The sequence below is a fragment of the Massilia sp. CT11-137 genome (genome assembly GCF_047302885.1).
In the GTDB taxonomy this organism is placed as follows: domain Bacteria; phylum Pseudomonadota; class Gammaproteobacteria; order Burkholderiales; family Burkholderiaceae_D; genus Telluria; species Telluria orientalis.
The window spans coordinates 640050-663715 of record NZ_JBKYMP010000002.1; the positions used below are offsets into that span (position 1 = coordinate 640050).

At 64.1% G+C, this 23666-nt stretch carries 22 protein-coding genes, 2 tRNA genes and 2 rRNA genes; 18 read left to right on the top strand and 8 right to left on the bottom strand.

The genetic code is table 11. The features are described 5' to 3' along the window. The first annotated feature begins 24 nt into the window (after window positions 1-24). The 4 genes from ACEN98_RS19595 to rrf all read left to right on the top strand — a co-directional run bounded on the left by ACEN98_RS19595 (window position 25) and on the right by rrf (window position 3510). A tRNA-Ile gene (locus ACEN98_RS19595) sits at window positions 25-101 on the top strand. 9 nt (window positions 102-110) lie between these two features. Continuing rightward, window positions 111-186, top strand: a tRNA-Ala gene (locus ACEN98_RS19600). A 208-nt stretch (window positions 187-394) separates the two neighbouring features. After that, window positions 395-3271 (top strand): 23S ribosomal RNA (locus tag ACEN98_RS19605). Between the two features lie 126 nt (window positions 3272-3397). Further along, window positions 3398-3510: ribosomal RNA gene (gene rrf, locus ACEN98_RS19610) — 5S ribosomal RNA — on the top strand. Window positions 3511-3853: 343 nt separating this feature from the next. Here rrf and ACEN98_RS19615 read toward each other — a convergent pair. The 5 genes from ACEN98_RS19615 to ACEN98_RS19635 form a co-directional block, all read right to left on the bottom strand. Beyond that, the gene (locus ACEN98_RS19615; protein WP_413386561.1) at window positions 3854-4192 is read right to left on the bottom strand and encodes a DUF1840 domain-containing protein; all 339 of its coding nucleotides are present in this window, start codon (window positions 4190-4192) and stop codon (window positions 3854-3856) included. A 70-nt stretch (window positions 4193-4262) separates the two neighbouring features. Next, window positions 4263-5798: a putative ABC transporter permease subunit gene (locus ACEN98_RS19620; protein WP_413386562.1), complete on the bottom strand. Its 1536-nt coding sequence runs from the start codon at window positions 5796-5798 to the stop codon at window positions 4263-4265. Further along, window positions 5795-6535 (bottom strand): ABC transporter ATP-binding protein, encoded by a 741-nt coding sequence (locus ACEN98_RS19625; protein ID WP_056122101.1) that lies wholly within the window; start codon window positions 6533-6535, stop codon window positions 5795-5797. The genes ACEN98_RS19620 and ACEN98_RS19625 overlap by 4 nt, the downstream gene beginning before the upstream one ends. Window position 6536: 1 nt before the next feature. Beyond that, window positions 6537-7052, bottom strand: a complete 516-nt coding sequence (locus ACEN98_RS19630; RefSeq protein ID WP_413386563.1) for a hypothetical protein — start codon at window positions 7050-7052, stop codon at window positions 6537-6539. Between the two features lie 27 nt (window positions 7053-7079). Then, window positions 7080-7841, bottom strand: a complete 762-nt coding sequence (locus tag ACEN98_RS19635; protein WP_413386564.1) for an SDR family oxidoreductase — start codon at window positions 7839-7841, stop codon at window positions 7080-7082. 262 nt (window positions 7842-8103) lie between these two features. Between ACEN98_RS19635 and ACEN98_RS19640 the strand changes: the two genes are divergently transcribed. Together ACEN98_RS19640 and ACEN98_RS19645 are read left to right on the top strand one after the other, a co-directional pair. Continuing rightward, complete coding sequence (locus ACEN98_RS19640; RefSeq protein ID WP_413386566.1) at window positions 8104-9063, top strand: GlxA family transcriptional regulator; 960 nt, start codon at window positions 8104-8106, stop codon at window positions 9061-9063. Between the two features lie 215 nt (window positions 9064-9278). After that, window positions 9279-9791: a hypothetical protein gene (locus ACEN98_RS19645; RefSeq protein WP_413386567.1), complete on the top strand. Its 513-nt coding sequence runs from the start codon at window positions 9279-9281 to the stop codon at window positions 9789-9791. Here the strand turns inward: ACEN98_RS19645 and ACEN98_RS19650 are convergent. Next, window positions 9788-11314: a YifB family Mg chelatase-like AAA ATPase gene (locus tag ACEN98_RS19650; RefSeq protein ID WP_413386569.1), complete on the bottom strand. Its 1527-nt coding sequence runs from the start codon at window positions 11312-11314 to the stop codon at window positions 9788-9790. The genes ACEN98_RS19645 and ACEN98_RS19650 overlap by 4 nt on opposite strands. A gap of 108 nt (window positions 11315-11422) precedes the next feature. On the opposite strand from ACEN98_RS19650, the gene ACEN98_RS19655 reads away from it, so the two are divergent. Then, a complete protein-coding gene (locus ACEN98_RS19655) occupies window positions 11423-11782 on the top strand; it encodes a hypothetical protein (protein ID WP_413386571.1) in 360 nt (119 codons plus the stop codon). Between the two features lie 3 nt (window positions 11783-11785). Here ACEN98_RS19655 and ACEN98_RS19660 read toward each other — a convergent pair whose 3' ends face one another. After that, window positions 11786-12034, bottom strand: coding sequence for an accessory factor UbiK family protein (locus tag ACEN98_RS19660; RefSeq protein ID WP_413342274.1), 249 nt, complete (start codon window positions 12032-12034; stop codon window positions 11786-11788). A 266-nt stretch (window positions 12035-12300) separates the two neighbouring features. On the opposite strand from ACEN98_RS19660, the gene ACEN98_RS19665 reads away from it, so the two are divergent. The 4 genes from ACEN98_RS19665 to gshA all read left to right on the top strand — a co-directional run bounded on the left by ACEN98_RS19665 (window position 12301) and on the right by gshA (window position 16402). Further along, on the top strand, window positions 12301-13047 hold the full coding sequence (locus ACEN98_RS19665; RefSeq protein ID WP_413386573.1) for a TorF family putative porin: 747 nt from the start codon (window positions 12301-12303) through the stop codon (window positions 13045-13047). 12 nt (window positions 13048-13059) lie between these two features. Beyond that, entirely contained in the window at window positions 13060-13398 is a 339-nt protein-coding gene (locus tag ACEN98_RS19670) for a P-II family nitrogen regulator (protein ID WP_025511601.1), read from the top strand. Between the two features lie 10 nt (window positions 13399-13408). Next, window positions 13409-14962: an ammonium transporter gene (locus tag ACEN98_RS19675; protein ID WP_413386575.1), complete on the top strand. Its 1554-nt coding sequence runs from the start codon at window positions 13409-13411 to the stop codon at window positions 14960-14962. A 138-nt stretch (window positions 14963-15100) separates the two neighbouring features. Beyond that, window positions 15101-16402, top strand: a complete 1302-nt coding sequence (gene gshA, locus ACEN98_RS19680; RefSeq protein WP_036235279.1) for a glutamate--cysteine ligase — start codon at window positions 15101-15103, stop codon at window positions 16400-16402. 107 nt (window positions 16403-16509) lie between these two features. Here gshA and ACEN98_RS19685 read toward each other — a convergent pair whose 3' ends face one another. Further along, entirely contained in the window at window positions 16510-17226 is a 717-nt protein-coding gene (locus ACEN98_RS19685) for a class I SAM-dependent methyltransferase (RefSeq protein WP_413386577.1), read from the bottom strand. A 190-nt stretch (window positions 17227-17416) separates the two neighbouring features. Here ACEN98_RS19685 and gshB point away from each other — a divergent pair, with 190 nt between their 5' ends. The 7 genes from gshB (at window position 17417) to ACEN98_RS19720 (ending at window position 23663) form a co-directional block, all read left to right on the top strand. Continuing rightward, window positions 17417-18364, top strand: coding sequence for a glutathione synthase (gshB, locus tag ACEN98_RS19690; RefSeq protein ID WP_413386579.1), 948 nt, complete (start codon window positions 17417-17419; stop codon window positions 18362-18364). Window positions 18365-18368: 4 nt separating this feature from the next. After that, the gene (locus tag ACEN98_RS19695; RefSeq protein ID WP_371765950.1) at window positions 18369-18773 is read left to right on the top strand and encodes a PTS sugar transporter subunit IIA; all 405 of its coding nucleotides are present in this window, start codon (window positions 18369-18371) and stop codon (window positions 18771-18773) included. 35 nt (window positions 18774-18808) lie between these two features. Continuing rightward, window positions 18809-19078: an HPr family phosphocarrier protein gene (locus tag ACEN98_RS19700; protein WP_258853052.1), complete on the top strand. Its 270-nt coding sequence runs from the start codon at window positions 18809-18811 to the stop codon at window positions 19076-19078. Between the two features lie 35 nt (window positions 19079-19113). Then, entirely contained in the window at window positions 19114-20865 is a 1752-nt protein-coding gene (gene ptsP, locus ACEN98_RS19705) for a phosphoenolpyruvate--protein phosphotransferase (RefSeq protein WP_413386581.1), read from the top strand. Between the two features lie 19 nt (window positions 20866-20884). Continuing rightward, on the top strand, window positions 20885-22033 hold the full coding sequence (gene metX / locus ACEN98_RS19710) for a homoserine O-succinyltransferase MetX (protein WP_413386583.1): 1149 nt from the start codon (window positions 20885-20887) through the stop codon (window positions 22031-22033). Beyond that, window positions 22030-22647 (top strand): methionine biosynthesis protein MetW, encoded by a 618-nt coding sequence (gene metW / locus ACEN98_RS19715; RefSeq protein ID WP_413386585.1) that lies wholly within the window; start codon window positions 22030-22032, stop codon window positions 22645-22647. Before metX ends, metW begins: the two co-directional genes overlap by 4 nt. Before the next feature lie 86 nt (window positions 22648-22733). Next, window positions 22734-23663 carry a M48 family metallopeptidase gene (locus ACEN98_RS19720; protein ID WP_413386587.1) on the top strand — a complete coding sequence of 310 codons (930 nt, stop codon included), beginning with the start codon at window positions 22734-22736 and terminating at the stop codon, window positions 23661-23663. Window positions 23664-23666 lie beyond the last annotated feature (3 nt).

Consider the following 23666-nt stretch of genomic DNA (forward strand, 5'->3'; position numbering starts at 1 on the left):
CAAAGTTAAACGAGAAGAGTTTTCGGGGCTGTAGCTCAGCTGGTTAGAGCACCGTGTTGATAACGCGGGGGTCGTTGGTTCGAGTCCAACCAGCCCTACCACGTTACACTGGGGGATTAGCTCAGCTGGGAGAGCACCTGCTTTGCAAGCAGGGGGTCGTCGGTTCGATCCCGTCATCCTCCACCACTATCTTTACGTAAGACGCTGGTTTTAGGTAAGTGTAGTTCTCGTTCTTTAACAATCTGGAAGAAGTAAAGTTTTCTTTAAGCGTGTAGCTGGTCTAACGATCAGATGCACACTTAGGGTAGTAATCTGTATGTATCAACAAACATAGTAAGCTGAACTCTTGTCGATATGACGTTCCCTGATACTCATGCAGGGGCCAACGTTATAGGGACAAGTGAATAAGTGCACATGGTGGATGCCTTGGCGATTACAGGCGATGAAGGACGTAGTAGCTTGCGATAAGCTGCGGGGAGTGAGCAAACACACTTTGATCCGCAGATTTCCGAATGGGGAAACCCGGCCTTTTAGGTCATTGCATACTGAATACATAGGTATGCAAAGCGAACGCGGCGAACTGAAACATCTAAGTAGCTGCAGGAAAAGAAATCAACCGAGATTCCCAAAGTAGTGGCGAGCGAAATGGGATGAGCCTTGTACGTGATAGTCGATCGAATAGTGGAACAGCCTGGAAATGCTGGCCATAGAGGGTGATAGCCCCTTACACGAAATTCGAACGGTGGTACTAAGCGTACGACAAGTAGGGCGGGACACGAGAAATCCTGTCTGAAGATGGGGGGACCATCCTCCAAGGCTAAATACTCGTAATCGACCGATAGTGAACCAGTACCGTGAGGGAAAGGCGAAAAGAACCCCGGGAGGGGAGTGAAATAGATCCTGAAACCGTGTGCATACAAACAGTCGGAGCCTCTTCGTGGGGTGACGGCGTACCTTTTGTATAATGGGTCAGCGACTTACATTCAGTGGCGAGGTTAACCGAATAGGGGAGCCGTAGAGAAATCGAGTCCGAACAGGGCGACAGTCGCTGGGTGTAGACCCGAAACCAGGTGATCTACCCATGGCCAGGATGAAGGTGCGGTAACACGCCCTGGAGGTCCGAACCCACTAATGTTGAAAAATTAGGGGATGAGCTGTGGGTAGGGGTGAAAGGCTAAACAAACCTGGAAATAGCTGGTTCTCTCCGAAAACTATTTAGGTAGTGCCTCAAGTATCACCATCGGGGGTAGAGCACTGTTATGGCTAGGGGGTCATTGCGACTTACCAAACCATTGCAAACTCCGAATACCGATGAGTGCGAGCTTGGGAGACAGACGTCGGGTGCTAACGTCCGGCGTCAAGAGGGAAACAACCCAGACCGCCAGCTAAGGTCCCAAAGATTGGCTAAGTGGAAAACGAAGTGGGAAGGCTAAAACAGTCAGGATGTTGGCTTAGAAGCAGCCATCATTTAAAGAAAGCGTAATAGCTCACTGATCGAGTCGTCCTGCGCGGAAGATGTAACGGGGCTAAGCCAGTCACCGAAGCTGCGGATATGTGCTTGCACATATGGTAGGAGAGCGTTCCGTAAGCCTGAGAAGGTGTCTTGTAAAGGATGCTGGAGGTATCGGAAGTGCGAATGCTGACATGAGTAGCGATAAAGAGGGTGAAAAGCCCTCTCGCCGAAAGCCCAAGGTTTCCTGTTCAACGTTCATCGGAGCAGGGTGAGTCGGCCCCTAAGGCGAGGCAGAGATGCGTAGCTGATGGGAAGCAGGTTAATATTCCTGCACCGTCGTATGATGCGATGGGGGGACGGATCGCGGAAGGTTGTCCAACTGTTGGAATAGTTGGTTCTTGACTCATAGAAGGCGCTTAGGCAAATCCGGGCGCGTAATTCAAGGGGTCGAGACGTGTGTCCTTGTGACACGAAGCAATCGGAAGTGGTTCCAAGAAAAGCCTCTAAGCTTCAGTCATACGAGACCGTACCGCAAACCGACACAGGTGGGCGAGATGAGTATTCTAAGGCGCTTGAGAGAACTCGGGAGAAGGAACTCGGCAAATTGGTACCGTAACTTCGGGATAAGGTACGCCCCGGTAGCTTGAATGGTTTACTCCATGAGGGTGAAAGGGTTGCAATAAACTGGTGGCTGCGACTGTTTAATAAAAACACAGCACTCTGCAAACACGAAAGTGGACGTATAGGGTGTGACGCCTGCCCGGTGCTGGAAGATTAAATGATGGGGTGCAAGCTCTTGATTGAAGTCCCAGTAAACGGCGGCCGTAACTATAACGGTCCTAAGGTAGCGAAATTCCTTGTCGGGTAAGTTCCGACCTGCACGAATGGCGTAACGATGGCCACACTGTCTCCTCCCGAGACTCAGCGAAGTTGAAATGTTTGTGATGATGCAATCTACCCGCGGCTAGACGGAAAGACCCCATGAACCTTTACTGTAGCTTTGCATTGGACTTTGAACCAATCTGTGTAGGATAGGTGGGAGGCTTTGAAGCGGGGACGCCAGTTCTCGTGGAGCCAACCTTGAAATACCACCCTGGTTCGTTTGAGGTTCTAACCTTGGCCCGTGATCCGGGTCGGGGACAGTGCATGGTAGGCAGTTTGACTGGGGCGGTCTCCTCCTAAAGTGTAACGGAGGAGTTCGAAGGTACGCTAGGTACGGTCGGACATCGTGCTAATAGTGCAATGGCATAAGCGTGCTTAACTGCGAGACCGACAAGTCGAGCAGGTACGAAAGTAGGACATAGTGATCCGGTGGTTCTGTATGGAAGGGCCATCGCTCAACGGATAAAAGGTACTCTGGGGATAACAGGCTGATTCCTCCCAAGAGTTCATATCGACGGGGGAGTTTGGCACCTCGATGTCGGCTCATCACATCCTGGGGCTGTAGCCGGTCCCAAGGGTATGGCTGTTCGCCATTTAAAGTGGTACGTGAGCTGGGTTTAAAACGTCGTGAGACAGTTTGGTCCCTATCTGCCGTGGGCGTTGGAAATTTGAAGGGGGCTGCTCCTAGTACGAGAGGACCGGAGTGGACGAACCTCTGGTGTACCGGTTGTCACGCCAGTGGCATTGCCGGGTAGCTAAGTTCGGAAGAGATAACCGCTGAAAGCATCTAAGCGGGAAACTCGCCTTGAGATGAGATTTCCCGGAGCCTTGAGCTCCTTGAAGGGTCGTTCGAGACCAGGACGTTGATAGGTCAGGTGTGGAAGTGCAGTAATGCATTAAGCTAACTGATACTAATTGCCCGTACGGCTTGTCCCTATAACCTTGGCAGTCATTGCCAATGCAAGGGTTCAGCTGTTTGTTGAGACAACAGATTACGAAAACTGCTTCTTCCGGATTCAGAGTGACGCATGCACTATGCAAGCGGCACTCGTACAAGTTATGCCTGATGACCATAGCAAGTCTGTACCACCCCTTCCCATCCCGAACAGGACCGTGAAAAGACTCTGCGCCGATGATAGTGCTGCAACCAGTGTGAAAGTAGGTTATCGTCAGGCTAGTTATTAAGAAAACCCCGTCGAGTGATCTCGACGGGGTTTTTCGTTTTGGAAAAACGAAGCCCGCTCGCCCGGATTGGCACTGCCAATCCTCGCACTGAGCGGGCTTTTTGCTTTTCTACGACAAAAATGCCGAGGATTAAGCGCATGTCCTGCTCGACCCTGCTGGTACGTCCGTACAAACTGGCGAGCGGGGACATGCAGGTGGAAGCGAGCATCGGCGTGGCCCTGCAGTGGCCGTATGAACTGCAGGACCCTGTCCACCTGCCGGCACGCGCGGACCAGGGCCGCGTCGCGCCGGTGGCGGAAGCGCTGGAACGGGAAGCGTCCCGATTGGACGGGGTCAGACGCCCCAGAGCACGTCGGTCTGCTGGTCGCGCGAGGCGCGCAGCATTTCCAGCAGCGGGAACGCGCGGGTCGAGAACGTCACGGTCTCGATCGGCTGGTGTTCCGCGTCCTCTTCGCCTTGATGGGCCTTGACGTCCTGTTCCATCTCGTCGGTGGCCTGGTGCTTCCGGCTTTCTTCGATCTCGTTTTCCAGCAGTCTGACGGCTTGCGTCGCTTCTTCGGCGGTGATGACACCGCGTTCACTGTCCTTGTGCAGGAGGTCCAGGATCCGCTTGGCGTGGTCCTGGTACATCATGACGTTCGGGTAAGCCTTGGATTTAAAGGTGATTAACATAGTTGTCTCATTCTATTGTGAGTAGCCCAACGATATCACGAGTCGGGCCTGGAGGTCAGTGGGCTACCTCTCACACCGGGCGCCGCCGCATTGCGCGGGCCAGCAGCAGCACGAGCAGCCCCGCCGCCAGCACCGCCGCCGCGGCCGGCAGCATCCAGGCCGGTCCGTCCGCCGCCAGCGCGACGAGGAGCCAGCCGAGCCCGCCCCAGCACAGGCTGCTGACCAGTTCCAGCATCGTGCACAGGAAATTTTCCTTGCCGCGCGTCTTGAAATCGCTGCGGGGAGCGGGGCGACCCGTCCACTGCACGATCAGGCCGGCGCTCAGCACGGCCGCGCTGACCGGGAACGCGACGAGCAGGCCCGTCAGCGGCGTGCGCACGACGAGCCATAGCAGCGGCAGCGCGACGAGCAGCAGGGCCGGCATCGTCGCCGCCGCCAGCTTGGCCAGTTGCAGCGTGCGGCGCGGCGCCGGAGCCGACAGCAGCAGGTCGGGCGCATCTTCGGCCGAGATCACGATCCACGCCAGGCTACCCGTCAACGAACTGCACAGCAGCGTGAGGCCGGCGCCCAGCGCGGGGCCGGCCGAGTCGCCGCGCAGGATCAGGAACAGCAGCGGCACGAGGTAGACCAGCTGCAGCAGCACCTGCGCGATCAGGTGCGGGTCGCGCGCGATCAGGCGCCATTCCTTGATGACGACCGTGTCGAACAGGCTGGCGCGGAAACCGAAGCGCAGCGCGCCGGCCGGGCGGGCGCGGACGCGGCCCATGCCGGCGGCCTGCTGCAGGCCATGGACGAAGAAGCGGTGCGTGCGGGCCAGGGTCAGCATGAACGCGAGTCCCGCCAGCAGGACGGCGCCCAGCAGCGGCAGCGGCGCACCGAGGACGGCGTGGCCGGGCAGCCACAACACGCTGTCCGGCCCGAACAGGGACTGGTGCGTCATCATCTCCATGATGCGCGGCCCCACGGTCCCGTCATGGCGCGTGAAGTTATATGCCTGCGACAGCAGGAAGATCAGCGCGCCCGCGATGGCGCCCAGCACCTGCGCCACCACGCGCGTGCGGCGCGCGCCCAGCACGCGCACGAGGCCCAGCGTCAGCAGCATGCCTGCGCAGGCCGTCAGCGTCGCGCAGGCGGCGATCGTCACGTACACGCCGAGCCAGCCGGGATGGCCCAGCACCAGCGCGACGTTGGCGAACGGGCCGGCCAGGTACACGTAGGGCAGGGCGGTGGCGGCCGCGATGCCGAGCAGACGCACCGCGAAGACGCTGCGCGAGGGCAGGGGCGACGACAGCAGCAGATCGAGGTCGCCGCGCTCGAACAGCGCCAGCACGCAGGCCCGCAGGCTGCTCGACAGCATGAAGGTCGAGCACACGACCACCAGCAGGCTGACAGGGATCGCGAGCAGCGCGTCGCCCATGCCGTCGCGGCCCAGTGCGCGCAGCAGCGCGAACGCGATCAGGTGCAATCCGATGAACCCGATCACGAACATGGCGATGGCGGGCCAGCCCGGACGCCGCCTGCCGCCCTTGTTGATGGTCGCGCCATACCAGGCCAGGCGCAGCTCGTGGCCCAGCAGCCAGCGGATGCTTCCGGGCGCGGCACTCACCCTGGCTGTCCTTCGGTCAGGTGCAGGAATACGTCTTCCAGGCTGCCGCCCTGCGTGCGCTCGCGCAGTTCGGCCAGCGTGCCCTCGGCGATCAGGCGGCCCTGGCGGATGATGCCGATGCGCTGCGCGAGACGTTCCGCCACCTCGAGGATGTGCGTCGTCAGGATCACGGTGCCGCCCTGCTCGACGTGCGACACGAGCAGGTCCTTCACCTGGCGCGCGGCGGCCGCATCGAGGCCGGTCAGCGGTTCGTCCAGGATCAGGAGCTCGGGCTCGTGGATCAGCGCCCCGGCCAGCGCCAGCTTCTGCTTCATCCCCCGCGAAAACCCTTCCGTCAGCTCGTGCGCGTGCTTCGTGAGGTCGAGCCAGTCGAGCAGGCGGCGCGCGCGCGGTTCGGCGTCCTGCGCGCGGATGCCCCACAGGCCGGCGACGAATTCCAGGTATTCCGTCGGCCGCAGTTTCCCGTACAGCAGCGGGTCGTCCGGAAGATAGGCCATGCCGCGCTTCGCGCCCGCGGGATCGCGCGCGAGGTCGATGCCGAGCACTTGTACGTCGCCGGCATCCGGGGCCAGCAGGCCGGTGACCATGCGCAAGGTCGTCGTCTTGCCGGCGCCGTTGGGGCCCAGCAGCGCGTACAGTTCGCCGCGCCGCACGGTCAGGTCGAGGCCGTCGACGGCGGGCCGGCCGAAGGATTTGCGCAGGCCGGACAGGCGCAGGGCAGGGGACTCGCTGTTCATCTCAGGGCAGTTTGAAAGACGTAATGAATTGTTCGACCTGTTCGGCGGGCAGCGCATCCTTCTTGCCGATCGCGATCACCTGGTAGAAGCGCTTGCCGCGCGCCTCGAAGTGGCCGACGAGGTGCATGGTCTCGCCGTTGCGGATGCCGCTGGCGTCGACGTCGCGCGTGGCGCGGTCCGTGTCCGCGGTCGCCTTCTGGCTGGTGACGGTGGCGCCGATGTTGCGCACCAGCGCGAGTTGCATCGCTTCCAGCGCGGCCTGGGCACGCGCCGCGTCCGGCGCTTCGGCCGCGCCGACGGCGAACGTCGCGCCATCGACCTCGGCCGCCGTCATCGTCATCGCGACCTGCATGCCGTCGAGGTCGATGGTGCGCGTGAACGTCGCCGGTTTCGCCGGGAACATGACGCGGTAGGGCGCGTCCGGACTTGCATAGTCGCGCCAGTTGTACTTGGGGGAACAGGCCGCCAGAAGCAGGCCGAGCGCGGCCACGAGGGCCGCGAAGCGTCGTCTTGTCATGACGACATGGTAACAGGGCCGGACGGTTCAGGCGACCGGGATCGGGTTCTCCGCGATGTGGGCGTTGAACTCGTGGACCAGCTTGTGCTCGTCCGGCCCGGCGTTGTTGCGCAGCGGGACGGCGATGTCGACCAGCGCTTCTTCGCGGTCCGTGGCCAGGGCCTGCATGGTCTGGGCGATGAAGGCGTCCAGCGGCATGGCGCGCGGGTCGTCGCCTTTGTGGATCAGGTCGGTGTTGACCCACGGCGGCGCGATTTCCTGCACCGTCACGCCGGTAGCGCGCAGCATGAAGCGCAGCGACAGCGTGTACGAGTGCAGCGCGGCCTTGGTGGCCGAATACACCGCGTTCGTGGCGATCGGCACGTAGGCCAGTACCGACGTGTTGTTGATGATCGTCGCGCGCGGCTGCTTCTTGAGGTGGCCGACGAGGGCGGACGTCATGCGGACCGGACCGAGCAGATTCGTCTCGATGGTGGACACGGCCGTGGCGTCGTCGATCGTCCCGGACGGATCGTCGAACGGCATGATGCCGGCGTTGTTGATCAGGACGTTCAGCGCGGGATACTCGGCGATCAGGGTCGCAGCGGCGCGTTCGATGCTGGCCGGATCCGCGATGTCCAGCTCGACGGCGCGCATGCCCGGGTTGGCGCGCGTCACCTCGTCGAGCAGGGCCTTGCGGCGGCCGCCGATGATGACCTGGTTGCCCAGTTCATGAAACGCTTCCGCCAGCGCGCGGCCGATGCCCGAGGTGCCGCCGGTGATGAAGATGGTATTGTTCGTGAGTTGCATGGTGATTCTCCGTTCTGGTTATCAGGGGTGTGGAAGATGTTGTCTTCTGGGATCAATGTTGGCGCAAACATATCTGCCCTGAATGACAAAGAACCCTCTAATCAGGACGAAGTGTGCGTATGCACATATATTCGGAAGCCTATCTACTTTGTCAGTTGTTTTTGGTTGGACCGGAGCGGTTGTCGTATGATTACCATCATGCACTGCAGCAGACGCTGTGGCGCCGGACTCTCCGGCGAACCTGATCATCACTGAGGACAACATGAAACGCAGAATCGGACTCTTGCTGCCACCCGGCTTCCAGGTCCTGGATCTCATGGCGACAACGGTCTACGAACTGGCCAATACCTTGCTGGAAGAATCCATGTACGAGGTCACGATGCTGTCGGAGCACGGCGGCGCGATGACCAGTTCCTCGGGCATCAGCGTGCTCACGGAAGCCGTCACGCGCTACGACTACGACACCTTGCTCGTGGCGGGGCAGATGGCGCCGCGGCGTCCGTCGTCGCCGGGCTTCGTCGAGATCCTGCGCCAGGCCGGCGTGCAGTCGCGCCGCGTGGGCAGCATCTGCACGGGCGCCTTCCTGCTGGCCGAGGCGGGCCTGCTGGACGGCAAGCGCGCCACCACCCACTGGTCGCTGGCGCGCGACCTGCAGCGCATGTACCCGAAGGTGCGCGTCGAGGAAGACCGCATCTTCATCAACGAGGGCAAGGTGTGGTCGTCGGCCGGCATGACGGCTTGCGTCGACCTGTGCCTGGCCCTCGTCGAGAGCGACCACGGCATCGAGCTGTCGCGCAACATCGCCCGCAAGCTCGTCGTCTACCACCGCCGCAGCGGCGGCCAGTCGCAGTTCTCCGCGCTGCTGGAACTGGAGCCGAAGTCCGACCGCATCCAGCAGGCGCTGTCGTACGCCAAGCGCCACCTGCGCAAGCCGCTGTCCGTGGACGAGCTGGCCGAGGCGGCCAACCTGAGCACGCGCCAGTTCAGCCGCACGTTCCGCATCGAGACGGGCCAGTCGCCGGCCCGCGCGATCGAGGTGCTGCGCGTGGAAGCGGCGCGCGCCATGATCGAGGGCAGCAACCACTCGATCGACGTCGTCGCGCGCGAGACCGGTTTTTCCGATCCCGAGCGCATGCGCCGCGCCTTCCTGCGCGCCTTCGGCCAGCCGCCCCAGGCCATCAAGCGCGCGGCCCGTGAACAGCAGACCACGGGCCTCGCCTGATCCTTCGATAGGGATCCGATGGCCTGAATCGAGGGTTATTGGACCCACGCTTCGTCCTCCGTTCTGAAAAGATGCCTGCATCAGGCAACCAGAACGGAGTCGACGATGTCCACCGAACCCACCTCCCTGCCCAGAGGCCTTCTCTTCACGCTGGCGCTGGGCACCTTCGCCATCGGCACCGACAGCTTCATGATCGCGGGCCTGCTTTCGCCGCCGTGGCACTAGCGATCGGCCTGCCGAAGTCGCTCGGTGCCGGCGCGCCGCCCGTCAGCCTGAAGGCGAGACTCGACGCCGCCGTCGGCCTGGCCGTGGGCGGACGCGCGACGGACCGTTTCGGATCCTTCAACGTCGTCGTGCCCGCGCTGCTGTTGCTGGCCGCGTCGTTCTACTACCTCGCCGCGATGGCCGGCTTCGGTCACTGGCCGCTCGGCCTGCTGTTGCCGGGTGTCGTGCTGTGGGGCCTCGCCACGTGGGGCTTTTATCCGGCCCAGCAGAACAGCCTCGTCAACCGCGGCGGCGTGGCGCTGGCGCCCGTCGTGCTGTCGCTGAACGTATCGTTCCAGTACGCCGGCTTCTCGCTGGGCGTGCTGGCGGGCGGGTTCACGGTGGCGCATGCGTCGCCCGGTGTCGTGGGCTGGGTCGGCGGCAGTTTCGAGGTGCTGGCCCTGGTGCTCGTGCTCGTCATCGAGCGGCGCCGGCAGGCGCGTGGATTAGTGGTCGCCGCTTAATGGTCACATAAGCCGCGCCGGTACTGGATCGCCTCGGCCACGTGCTGGGCGTTGACCGTATCGACGCCGGCGAGATCGGCGATCGTGCGCGCCACCTTCAGCACGCGGTGATAGGCGCGCGCCGACCAGTGCAGGTGCTGCATGGCGTCGCCCAGCAGGCGCGCGGCGGCGGTGTCCAGGTGGCAGTGGTGGTCGATCTCGCGCGTCGTCAGCTTCCGGTTGGCCTTGCCCTGGCGAGACAACTGGCGCGCGTGCGCCTGCGTGACGCGCGCGGCGATGGCGGCGCTGGGTTCGCCGTCGGCCAGTTGCGCCATCGTGTCCGGCGTCATGGCCGCCACGGGCACCTGGATGTCGATGCGGTCGAGCAGGGGGCCGGAGATGCGGTCCTGGTAGCGCTGCACGGCGTCCGGCGTGCAGCGGCACTTGCTCGACGGGTGGCCGAGCCAGCCGCACGGACATGGATTCATCGCCGCGATCAACTGGAAACTGGCGGGGAAGTCGGCCTGGCGCGCGGCGCGCGAGATCGTGATGGCGCCCGTTTCGAGCGGCTCGCGCAAGACTTCCAGCACTTTGCGGTCGAACTCCGGCAACTCGTCGAGGAACAGCACGCCGTGGTGGGCGAGCGAAATTTCTCCGGGACGCGGCACTTGTCCGCCGCCGACGAGCGCCACGCCGGAACTCGTGTGGTGCGGACTGCGGAACGGCCGCTTTCTCCACCGTTCGATGGCGAAGCTGCCCGCGAGCGACTGGAGCGCGGCCGTCTCCAGCGCTTCCTCCTCGCGCAGCGGCGGCAGCAGGCCGGGGAAGCGCGACGCAAGCATGCTCTTGCCGGCGCCCGGCGGTCCGATCAGCAGCACGGAGTGCAGGCCCGCGGCCGCTACCTCGAGCGCGCGCTTGACCTGCTGCTGGCCCTTGACGTCGGCGAAGTCCGGGTACACGGGCGGATCGGCCGATGGCACGGGGCGGTAGCGCGCGAGCCGCGCCTCGTCCGACGTCGCGGCGAAGTGCGTGCACACGTCCAGCAGCGAGCGGGCAGGGTAGATGACGGCGTCCGTCACGAGGGCCGCCTCGTCCGCGTTCGCCCACGGCAGCACGAACGCGCGCGCGGACGTGTCCTCGTCGGCGTGCTGGCGCAGCATGGCAAAGCTCATCGCCAGCGCACCGCGCACGGGGCGCAATTCTCCCGACAGCGACAGCTCGCCGGCGAATTCGTAGCCGTCCAGCGCGCCGGATGGGATCTGGTCGGACGCCGCGAGGATGCCCAGCGCGATCGGCAGGTCGAACCGTCCGGATTCTTTTGGCAGCTCGGCCGGCGCAAGATTGATGGTGATGCGCCGGCTGGGAACCTCGAAGCCCGAGTTCTGCAGCGCGGCGCGCACGCGGTCTTTCGATTCGCGCACCTCGGCGTCCGCCAACCCCACGATGTTCATCGCCGGCAGGCCGTTCGCCAGGTGAACTTCGACGCTGACGGCCGGTGCTTCCATGCCGGCCAGGGCGCGGCTTCTGAGGACGGCGAGGCTCATCGGACTCCTTCGACGGTGGGCGAGGCCTCATCTTAGGCAAGCGGAGACGATGCCTGTTGAGAGGGGACAGGCCTGTATGCCGAACTTTTTTCGCGTCGGGTCTGCGAGGTGTCTGGTAATGTAGCGGGCTCCGCCTTCTCCTGTCCACGCATGCCCCGACTGATCCTGACCCTGCTCGCCCTCGCGGTGCTGTTCTGCCTGCTGTGCGGACCCGTCACGTGGGTTGCGCTGCGCCTCTGGAAGCGCGGGGATCTCGACGCCTTCCGGCCGCTGCGGGCCGTGTGGATCGCGCAGGTGGCGCTGGCGTCCGCGCTCGTCTTCGGCGCGGACAGTCTCGGGCTGACCAATCCGATGGGCTGGATGGTGGCGATCGTGTTTGCGGTCAGCCTGGGCGGGGCGGCCTTGTTCGCGCTGTGGCGGATGATGGCACGGGCGAAGGTGCGGATGAGGGTGCGCGGCCGCCCGTAGGCGTCAAGCCTTGGCGTCGGAGGCGGCCAGCTTCGCTTCCAGTTCCGCCACGCGCAGTTCCAGCGCCTCCAGCTTGGCGCGCGTCTTGGCCAGCACCTGGGCCTGGATGTCGAACTCTTCGCGCGTCACCAGGTCCAGCTTCGAAAAGCCCTGGGTCATCATCGCCTTGACGTTGCGCTCGATGTCCTTGGCGGGCGAGTTTTCGATCGCCTGATTGATCTTGCCCTGCAAATCATTGAAAAAATTGTTCATTTCACACTAGTCCTTGAGTCGGCTTGCCGCACCAAGAAGGTGCGTACATACCTGATTTGGTGCGTGCACCGCGACGGCGCACGCGTCCTGGTCCCGTTTGTATTTTGAAAGTAAAAAACTGGGGGCGGAAGGGGTGAAAAACAAGCGGGAACCCGCCCGGCATGGGGGTGGCACGCATCCTGCTAATCAACCATTAACCATAAGAGGTCGCAATCCCGGATTGTAAACCGCAACCCAAGAACATGTTCAACTAAAGGGAGTGTCGTATGAAGCGTCGTAACAGCAACTGGTCCCACGCCGCAGTACTCGCAGCAAGCCTGTGGAGCCTTCACATCGGGCTGGCCGGCGCCGAAGAGCAAAAGCCGGACAATGAAGTGAGTTTCAACGCGGCGGTCACGAGCGATTATCGCTACCGCGGCATTTCCCAGTCCCGTCTCGACCCCGCACTGCAGGGCGGCGCCGACTACACGCACAACCCGACCGGCCTGTACGCGGGCACCTGGCTGTCCACCATCAAGTGGACCAAGGACCTGGGCGGCAGCGGCGACGTCGAGTGGGATCTGTACGGCGGCAAGCGCGGCAACCTCACGGGCGACATCACCTATGACGTCGGCGGCCTGTACTACTTCTACCCGAGCAATGGCCTGCATCCGAATGCCAACACGTTCGAACTGTACGGCCAGCTCGGTTTCGGCCCGGCGTACGTCAAGTACTCGCATTCGCTGACGAACCTGTTCGGCACGGCCGACAGCAAGGGCAGCGGCTACCTGGACATCGGCGCCAACGTCGACGTCGGCAGCGGCTTCACGCTGAACCTGCACGCCGGCCGCCAGAACGTGCGCCACAACGGTTCGTTCTCGTACACCGACTACAAGCTCGGCGTCACCAAGGACCTGGGCATCTGCTCCGTGGCCCTGTCCTGGATCAAGGCCGACACCAGCGCGTACGTGAGCCCGTCCGCGGAAAACCTGGGCAAGTCCGCGGCCCTGCTCACGGTTTCAAAAACTTTCTGAAGAGGCAATCACATGAAAATGATCACCGCCATCATCAAACCCTTCAAGCTCGACGAGGTGCGTGAAGCCCTCTCGGAAATCAACGTCCAGGGTATCACCGTGACGGAAGTGAAGGGTTTCGGTCGCCAGAAGGGCCATACCGAGCTCTACCGTGGCGCGGAATACGTCGTCGATTTCCTGCCGAAGACCAAGATCGAGGCAGCGGTCGACGATGCCATCGTCGACCAGGTGATCGACACCATCCAGAGCGCCGCGCGCACCGGCAAGATCGGCGACGGCAAAATTTTCGTCTCCAACCTGGAGCAGGTAGTCCGTATCCGTACCGGCGAGACCGGCAACGAAGCGCTGTAAGGGGAATCCGATGATCCACACCATTACAAAACTGATCGCAGGCGTATCCGTCGCCGTGGCGCTGGCTGCAGCCGCCCCGGCCATGGCCCAGGATGCCGCCAAACCGGCAGCCGCTGCGGAAGCTGCAGCACCCGCGGCCGCACCGGCCGCCAGCGCACCGGTCGCCGCCGCACCGGCCGCCCCGGCAGCCGCCGCTGCCGCCGCACCGGAAGCGGCCGCTGCGCCGGCTGCCGCACCGACCCCGCAGAAGGGCGACACCGCCTGGATGATGGTCGCCACGCTGCTGGTGATCATGATGACGATCCCGGGCCTGGCCCTGTTCTACGGCGGCCTGGTCCGTTCCAAGAACATGCTGTCCGTGCTGCTGCAGGTGTTCATGATCTTCGCGGTCATCATCGTCCTGTGGTGCATCTACGGCTACTCGCTGGCGTTCACCGAGAAGACCGCGTTCATCGGCGGCTTCGACCGCCTGTTCCTGAACGGGATCTGGGATCCGGTCAAGGGAGCGTTCTCGACCGCGGCCACGTTCAGCAAGGGCGTCGTCATCCCCGAGTTCATCTACGTGGCGTTCCAGGGCACGTTCGCGGCCATCACCTGCGGCCTGATCGTCGGCGCGTTCGCCGAGCGCGTCCGCTTCTCCGCCGTGCTGCTGTTCGTCGTGCTGTGGTTCACGTTCGGTTACCTGCCGGTCGCGCACATGGTCTGGTTCTGGACCGGTCCGGATGCGTTCACCGCCGCGACCATCGATGCCGAGACCGCCAAGGCCGGCTGGCTGTGGCAGAAGGGCGCCCTCGACTTCGCGGGCGGCACCGTGGTGCACATCAATGCCGCTATCGCCGGCCTCGTCGGTGCGATCCTGATCGGCAAGCGCGTCGGCTACGGCCGTGAATCGATGGCCCCGCACTCGCTGACCATGACCATGATCGGCGCCTCGCTGCTGTGGGTGGGCTGGTTCGGCTTCAACGCCGGTTCGGCCCTGGAAGCGGGCGACGTCGCCGCGCTGGCCTTCGTCAACACCCTGCTGGCCACCGCCGCCGCAACCGTGTCGTGGGTCTTCGGCGAGTGGATCACCAAGGGCAAGCCGTCGATGCTGGGTGGCGCCTCGGGTGCCGTCGCCGGCCTCGTCGCCATCACCCCGGCCTGCGGCTTCGTCGGTCCGATGGGCGGCCTGGTCATCGGTCTCGTCGCCGGCATCGTCTGCCTGTGGGGCGTGAACGGCCTGAAGCGCATGATCGGCGCCGACGACTCGCTGGACGTGTTCGGCGTCCACGGCGTGGGCGGTATCCTGGGCGCGCTGCTGACCGGCGTGTTCGCGGCACCGCAACTGGGCGGCCAGGGCATCTTCGACTACGTCACCAACAAGATGTCCGCCGACCCGTACTCGATCGGCCACCAGGTCCTCGTGCAGGCGGAAGCCGTCGGCACCACCATCCTGTGGTCGGCCATCGTCTCGTTCATCGCCTACAAGATCGTCGACGTCGTCGTCGGCCTGCGTGTCCCGGAGGAAGAAGAGCGCGAAGGCCTGGACATCACGAGCCACGGCGAGCAGGCTTATCACTCCTGATTGCCAGGTTGCTAATACGCTAAAGCGCCCTCCGGGGCGCTTTTTTATTTCCTAATTGAATATAGGTCTTTAAAAAACGTTCGAACACCCCAATCTCGGCTTACCATATCGCCAAGAAGCCCGAAGGACGTCATTTTTATGGTTCCCCACCTTGCCACCGCCGTGACCGGTCCCCTGCTGGACCTGGAAAAGAAGATCCTCGAAGCCACGCCCGCCATCGAACGCTGGTTCCGCCTCGAGTGGCAGGAGCACACGCCGCCGTTCTACTGCTCGGTGGACCTGCGCAATGCCGGCTACAAGCTGGCGCCGGTGGATACGAACCTGTTCCCGGGCGGCTTCAACAACCTGTCGACCGAGATGCTGCCGCTGACGGTGCAGGCCGCCATGGCCGCGATCGACAAATACTGCCCGGACGCCCGCAACCTGCTGCTGATCCCGGAAAGCCATACGCGCAACCCGTACTATCTGCAGAACGTGCAGCGCCTGATGCAGATCTTCCGCCAGACGGGCCTGCACGTGCGCCTGGGCTCGCTGTCGCCCGAGGTGACGGAGCCGACGCCGCTCGCGCTCCCGGACGGGAACATGCTGGTCGTGGAACCGCTCGTGCGCTCGCCCAACGGCCGCCGCGTGGGCCTGGCCGACTTCGACCCGTGCACGATCCTGCTGAACAACGACCTGTCCGCCGGCATCCCGAGCATCCTCGAAAACGTCCACGAGCAGTCGCTGCTGCCGCCGCTGCACGCCGGCTGGGCCGTGCGCCGCAAGAGCAATCACTTCAAGGCGTTCGACGAGGTCGCCAAGAAGTTCGGCAAGCTGATCGACATCGACCCGTGGCTCGTGAACCCGCTGCACAGCAAATGCGGCGAGGTCGATTTCCAGGAAGACGTGGGCATGGAATGCCTGGCCGATAACGTGTCGGCGCTGCTGTCGAAGATCAAGAAGAAGTACAAGGAATACGGGATGAAGGACCAGAAACCCTTCGTCATCGTCAAGCCGGATGCCGGCACGTACGGCATGGGCATCATGACCGTCAAGGATGCGAGCGAGGTCAAGGACCTGAACCGCAAGCAGCGCAACAAGATGTCGGTCATCAAGGATGGCGTCACCGTCACCGACGTGATGATCCAGGAAGGCGTGCCCACGTTCGAGTCGATCAACGACGCGGTGGCGGAGCCGGTCGTGTACATGATCGACCGCTACGTCGTCGGCGGCTTCTACCGCGTGCATGCCGAGCGCGGCGTGGATCAGAACCTGAACGCGCCGGGCTCGCAATACGTGCCGCTCGCGTTCGCGCAGCAGCACGCCGTGCCGGACCTGAAGGCCAAGCCGGGCACCGCCGCGCCGAACCGGTTCTATGTGTACGGCGTGGTGGCGCGTCTTGCGTTGCTGGCGGCGTCGCTGGAGCTGGAGCGGACCGATCCGGATCCCGAAATCTATTAATGTCATTGGATGCGGCTGGAGCGTGACGCCAACATATCGCAAACATCCGCGTGGGCTCGGGGAGCCCACCCTACGGCTGGAGCGTACGTATCCGGAAATCTATTGATTCACACGATACGGTCCGTCTCCGGCTTGCGCGCCATGTAGATGAAGTGGGAGCGCAGCGGCGGCAGCACCGTCGCCAGCGCTTCCGGAATCAGCCAGGGCAGGGCGGCCAGGGGGCGGCCCAGCGCCGGAGCAAGCACCAGTGTGCGGTAGTGGCGGCTGGCGGCGGGCCAGAAGCGCAGCAGTTCGACGTCCGTCACCTTGCGCACGTGGGCGTTGCGCGCGCTGCCGTAGCGACAATCGAAGATCATCGTCCAGCCGCCCGGACGCAGCACGCGCCACATCTCGGCGGCCAGGCCGCGCCGCAGGTCTTCGTCCAGGAGCGCCGAAAACACCGAGTGCGCGCTCACGAGGTCCATGCTCGCGTCGGGAAAGATGTCGAGCTGGCCCAGGTGCCAGCGCACGCCGGGCGCCGTGCGGGCCCGGGCCTGCTCCAGGCGGTCGGGCTGCAGCTCCGTGCCGGCGAGGTGGGACGGCGTGGCGCCCCAGTCGATCAGCTGGCGCAGGAAGCCGCCGCCGCCGCAGCCGACGTCCAGCGCGCGCACGGCGGACAGGTCGCGGCCCACCGTCAGCGGCAGCAGGTCGGCCAGCACGCGCGCCCGCGCCGCGGCCTGGCGGACGATGTCGGGCCGGTGCCAGGCGTGTTTCGCCAACGCGGCGCCGCCAGTCCATTGGCGATAGACCTGGTTGATGCGTTCCTGCTCGGCTTGGTCGCTCATAGTGCCCTCCTGCGTCGCATCTTCCCAACTGGTCCGACGGCACGTTTGACGGTTCGCAAATGCAGATTGAATAGATGACGTTTTGCCAACAGGAAGATGCCCCGATAACTCGTCCGCCGGACGCGGCCGCCTTTCCGCGTACATCCGCGTTTCCGGCTAAAATCGTGGCATTGCCTTCATTGGGACCATCATGAAAATCGCTTTTCTCGCCGATCCGCTGTCCGGCTTCAAAATCTACAAGGACTCGACGTTCGCGATGATGCGCGAAGCGGCGCGGCGCGGCCATCGGATCTATGCCTTCGAACAGCGCCACCTGGTGCTGGAAGAGGGCGTCGTGACGGCCGAGGCCACCGAGATCCAGCTGACCGGCGACCCGGACGACTGGTACCGCGAAGGCGACACCGATGCCGTGCCCCTGTCCGCGTTCGACGCCGTCATCGAGCGCAAGGACCCGCCGTTCGACATGGAATACGTGTACGGCACGTATCTGCTGGAACTGGCCGAGCGCCAGGGCGCGCGCGTGTTCAACAAACCCTCGGCGATCCGCGACCACAACGAAAAGCTGACCATCGCCCAGTTCAGCCAGTTCACGTCGCCCACGCTCGTGTCGTCGTCCGGCACGCGCCTGCGCGCCTTCCACGCCGAACACGGCGACGTGATCTTCAAGCCGCTGGACGGCATGGGCGGCGCCGGCATCTTCCGCGTCAAGGACGATGGCCTGAACCTCGGCTCCATCATCGAGACGCTGACGGAAAACGGCGCGCGCACGATCATGGCGCAGAAATACATTCCCGCCATCGTCAAGGGCGACAAGCGCGTGCTCGTCATCGACGGCAAGCCGGTCCCGTTCTCGCTGGCGCGCATCCCGCAGGCCGGAGAAGTGCGCGGCAACCTGGCGGCCGGCGGCACCGGCGTCGCGCAGCCGCTGACCGAGCGCGACCGCGAGATCGCCGAAAGTCTGGGCCCGATTCTGGCGGCCCGTGGCCTGTTGCTGGTAGGATTGGACGTGATCGGCGATTTCCTGACCGAGGTGAATGTCACCAGCCCCACGTGTTTCCAGGAGATCACCGACCAGACCGGTTTCGACGTCGCGGCGATGTTCATCGACGCCGTCGAGAAACGGGTAACAGGAAATTAAAGACATGGTAGGCATCCTGCTGATGACCCACGCTCCGCTGGGCCAGGCATTCATCGCCGCGGTCGCGCACGTGTTCCGCGGCCCCACCGAGCGCTTCGAAGCGATCGACGTGACGGCGGACCAGGACACGAACGAGATCCATGCACTGGCCAAGAGTGCGATCCAGCGCCTGGACGAAGGCGATGGCGTGCTGGTCATCACCGACATCAAGGGCGGCACGCCGTCGAACTGCTGCAACACGCTGGCCGAGGCCGGGCGCGTGGAAGTCATCGCGGGCATCAGCCTGCCGATGCTGCTGCGCGCGATCACGTACCGGCGCGACACGCTGGACGTCGTGGTCGAGATGGCCCTGGCCGGCGCGCAGAACGGCGCCGTCCGGGTCGACAACCGCATCCGGGTCGGCACCTGACCGGACAGATGAACGAGAGAAACGACAATTAAAATATGATTCAACAGGAACTCGAGATCATCAACAAGCTGGGCCTTCACGCCCGCGCATCCGCCAAATTCACCCAGCTGGCCGCCAAGTTCCAGAGCGACGTCTGGCTCACCCGCAACGGTCGCCGCATCAACGCCAAGTCGATCATGGGCGTCATGATGCTGGCCGCCGGCAAGGGCGCCAAGGTGACGCTGGAAGCGGACGGCCCCGACGAACAGGACTGCATCGCCGCGCTCACCGGCCTCATCAACGATAAATTCGGCGAAGGCGAGTAATGCCGGATAGCCGAGGCCGTCATCTGGGAATTTCCATGGCATCGTTCACACTGCACGGCATTCCGGTCTCGCGCGGGATCTCGATCGGGCGTGCGCACCTGCTCACGCCGGCCGCGCTCGACGTCAAGCACTACCTCGTGCCGGAAGAGCAGGTCGAGGCGGAAGTGAAGCGCCTGCAGGATGCGATCGCCGAAGTGCACCGCAACCTGCAGGAGCTGTGGACCGAGCTGCCGAAGGAAGCGCCGACGGAACTGGGCGCGTTCATCGACGTGCACGTGCTGATCCTGTCCGACCCGATGATCTCGGAGGCGCCCCTCGACATCATCCGTTCGCGCCACTACAACGCGGAATGGGCGCTCGTCACGCAGATCGACGAGCTGTCCGCGCAGTTCGACGAGATCGAGGACGAGTACCTGCGCGAGCGCAAGCAGGACATCCAGCAGGTGGCCGAGCGCGTGCTGAAGGTGCTGATGGGGACCGCGCTGCCGGCCCCGCCGCCGGTCGGCGAAGACCACTTCCAGCCGCAGATGATCGTCGTCGCGCACGATATCTCGCCGGCCGACATGCTCGCGTTCCGCGACCGCTCGTTCGTCGGCTTCGTCACGGACGTGGGCGGCCAGAACTCGCACACGGCGATCGTCGCGCGCAGCCTCGACATCCCGGCCGCCGTCGGCATGAGCCAGGCGTCGCGCCTGATCGAGCAGGACGACTGGGTGATCGTCGACGGCGATGCCGGCGTCGTGATCTGCAATCCGAGCGCGCTCGTGATGGAGCAGTACCGCGCGCGCCAGGCCAATTTGATGAAGGCGAGAAAACGCCTCCTCAAGCTCAAGAAGACGCCGGCCGTGACGAAGGACGGCACGCCGATCACGCTGCTCGCCAACATCGAGCTGCCGGACGATTGCGGCCCGGCGCTGGAGGCGGGCGCCGTCGGCGTGGGCCTGTTCCGTTCCGAATTCCTGTTCATGGGCCGCGGCGCGCAGGGTTTGAAAGTGCCGGGCGAGGACGAGCAGTTCGAGCAGTACCGCAAGGCCGTGCTGGCGATGAAGGGCCGTCCGGTCACGATCCGCACGCTCGACGTGGGCGCGGACAAGCCGCTCGACCAGACCGAACACACGGCGCTGAACCCTGCACTGGGCCTGCGCGCGATCCGCTACTGCCTCGCCGAGCCGCAGATGTTCCTCACGCAGCTGCGCGCGATCCTGCGCGCGTCGGCATTCGGCAAGGTGCGCATCCTGATCCCGATGCTGGCGCACGCGTTCGAGATCGACCAGACGCTCGGCATGATCGAGCAGGCCAAGGCCCAGCTGCGCGAGCAGAACATCAAGTACGACGAGGCGGTGGAAGTCGGCGCGATGATCGAAATCCCGGCCGCCGCGCTGGCGCTGCCGATGTTCGTCAAGCGTTTGGACTTCCTGTCCATCGGCACCAACGACCTGATTCAATACACGCTGGCGATCGACCGCGTCGACTACGAGGTGGCGCACCTGTACAATCCGCTGCACCCGGCGGTATTGAACCTGATCGCGATGACGATCGAGGCCGGGCACAAGGCCGGCATCGACGTCGCCGTGTGCGGGGAGATGGCGGGCGACGTCAAGCTCACGCGCCTGCTGCTGGGCATGGGCCTGCGCGAGTTCTCGATGCATCCGGCCCAGCTCCTGGCCGTCAAGCAGGAAATCCTGTCCAGCGACCTGGCGCGGCTCGTGCCGCGCACCAAGCGCATCCTGCGCGCGATGGAACCGGCGGCCATCGCCGAAGCGGTGGAGCAGTTGCAGTCCGTCTAGTTACAACTTAAGAGTCTTCATGGGATCGATCGGAATTGTCTCCCCCCAGGCGATGCACTTCGCCGAACCGTTGCGCCTGCAAAGCGGCGCGGCGATCGGCGACTACACGCTGATGTATGAAACGTACGGCACGCTGAATGCCGACAAATCGAACGCGGTGCTGATCTGCCACGCGCTGAACGCGTCGCACCACGTCGCCGGCCACTACGCCGACCAGCCGAAGAGCGCGGGCTGGTGGGACAACATGGTGGGGCCGGGCAAGCCGGTCGACACCGACCGCTTCTTCGTCATCGGCGTCAACAACCTCGGCTCCTGCTTCGGGTCCACGGGCCCGATGCACACGAATCCGGCCACGGGAAAACCGTACGGCGCGACGTTCCCCGTCGTGACGGTGGAAGACTGGGTCGCCGCGCAGGCGCTGCTGGCCGACCGTCTCGGCATCCGGCAATTCGCGGCCGTGATGGGCGGTTCGCTGGGCGGCATGCAGGCCCTCGCGTGGAGCATCATGTTCCCCGAGCGCCTGCGCCACTGCATCGTGATCGCGTCCACGCCGAAACTCTCGGCGCAGAACATCGCGTTCAACGACGTGGCGCGCCAGGCGATCCTCACCGACCCGGACTACCGCGGCGGCGATTTTTATGAACACGGCGTCGTGCCGAAGAACGGCCTGAAGGTGGCGCGCATGGTCGGCCACATCACGTACCTGTCGAACGACGACATGGCGGAAAAATTCGGCCGCAAGCTGCGCAACGCGGCCGAGAGGAACGACTACAAATTCGACTTCGGCATCGACTTCGAGATCGAATCGTACCTGCGCTACCAGGGCGACAAGTTCTCGGAATACTTCGACGCCAACACGTACCTCCTGATCACCAAGGCGCTCGACTATTTCGATCCGGCGCGCGAGCATGGCGGCAGCCTCGCCAAGGCGCTGGAAAACACGCAGGCTCAATATCTCGTCGCGTCGTTCTCGACGGACTGGCGCTTCTCGCCGGAGCGCAGCCGCGAGATCGTGGAAGCGCTGCTGGCCAACCGCCGCAAGGTGACCTATGCCGAGATCGACGCGCCGCACGGCCACGACGCCTTCCTGCTCGAAGACGTGCGCTACATGAACATCGTCCGTGCCTACTTCGAGCGCATCGCCGGCGAGCAGAAGGAGGCGGCATGAAATACGAAGACCTGACCCTGCGGTCCGACCTCGCGTTCATTGCCCACTGGGTGGGCGACGGCGCGCACGTGCTGGACGTCGGCTGCGGCGACGGCACCATGCTGCGCTACCTGGAGCAGGCCAAGCGCTGCACCGGCTATGGCGTCGAGATCGCCGACGACAAGGTCCTGGAAAGCACGCAGCGCGGCATCAGCGTGATCCAGCACGACATGGAGCAGGGCCTCGACCTGTTCGCGGACGACGCGTTCGACATGGTCCTGTGCCTGTCGTCGCTGCAGATGATGCAGCACGTGGAGGCGCGCCTGCGCGACATCGTCCGCGTGGGCAAGGAAGCGATCGTGTCGTTCCCGAACTTCGCGTACTGGCCGCACCGCGTGGCGCTGCTGAAAGGACGCATGCCGGTGTCGCGCACCCTGCCTTACCAGTGGTTCGATACGCCGAACCTGCGCTGCGCGACGATCTACGATTTCAAGGAACTGGCCGAGAAATGCGGCCTCGAAGTGCTGGAATACGTCGCGCTGGCCGAGGGCAAGCCGGTGTCGTTCCTGCCGAACCTGCGCGGCAGCCTGGCGGTGTTTCGCCTGCGCAAGCGCGATCTCGTGAGCAAGGCCTGACAAGTCGCTGCCCGCTTATGCGTATCGTGTTGTACTTACGAACGCGGCGCGGGCATCATGTGTCCAGAACCCAGCAGGAGAACACCATGAATCGACTCTACAAGCATGGCGCGGCCGTATTGCTTGCCCTCTCCGCCGCCACGCACGGCGCGGTCGCCACGGCTGCCCAGGACGACCGCCCGAACCAGGACCAGGTCGTGCAGGATGGCATCGCCGTCAAGCCACTGAAACGCAATTCGATCGGCGGCGTCTGGCGCGACATCGCGGCGCCCGAGGAAGCCATCAACCAGCAGTCGGCCCAGCAATACCTGGCGCTGATGAGCAAGGCGAAGCAGGAAGGCGCGCTCGTGCCGGAATCCGACCCGCGCGTGCAGCGCCTGCGCGCCATCGCGAAACGCATCATCCCGAACACGGCGCGCTGGAACCCGGATGCGCAGCAGTGGAAGTGGCAGGTCAACCTGCTGCAGTCCGGCGAGGTGAACGCGTTCTGCATGCCGGGCGGGCGCATCGCGTTCTACACGGGCATCATCGACAAGCTGCGCCTCACGGACGACGAGATCGCGGCCGTGATGGGCCACGAGATCGCGCACGCGCTGCGCGAGCACGGGCGCGACCGCCAGAGCAAGGCGGCGGCGACGGGCCTCGCGAGCCAGCTGGGCGGCGCCGCGCTGTCGGCCTGGCTCGGCGTGGACGTGCGCGGCGCGACCAACGCGGCCGGCCAGCTCCTCGTGCTGAAATTCTCGCGCGACGAGGAACGCGAGGCCGACCTCGTGGGCCTCGACATCGCCGCGCGCTCCGGCTACGACCCGCGCGCCGGCATCGCGCTGTGGAACAAGATGGCGGCGCTGAACCAGAGCGGCGCGCCGATCGAGCTGCTGTCCACGCACCCGGGCGGCAGCGAGCGCATCGAGCAGATCGACAGCCACATGAACGTGCTGCTGCCGCTGTATGCGCGCAGCAAGGGCGTGTCGGTCAACCGGTTGCCGCCTTACCGCAGCAACGTCGCGCAGCGTTAAGAG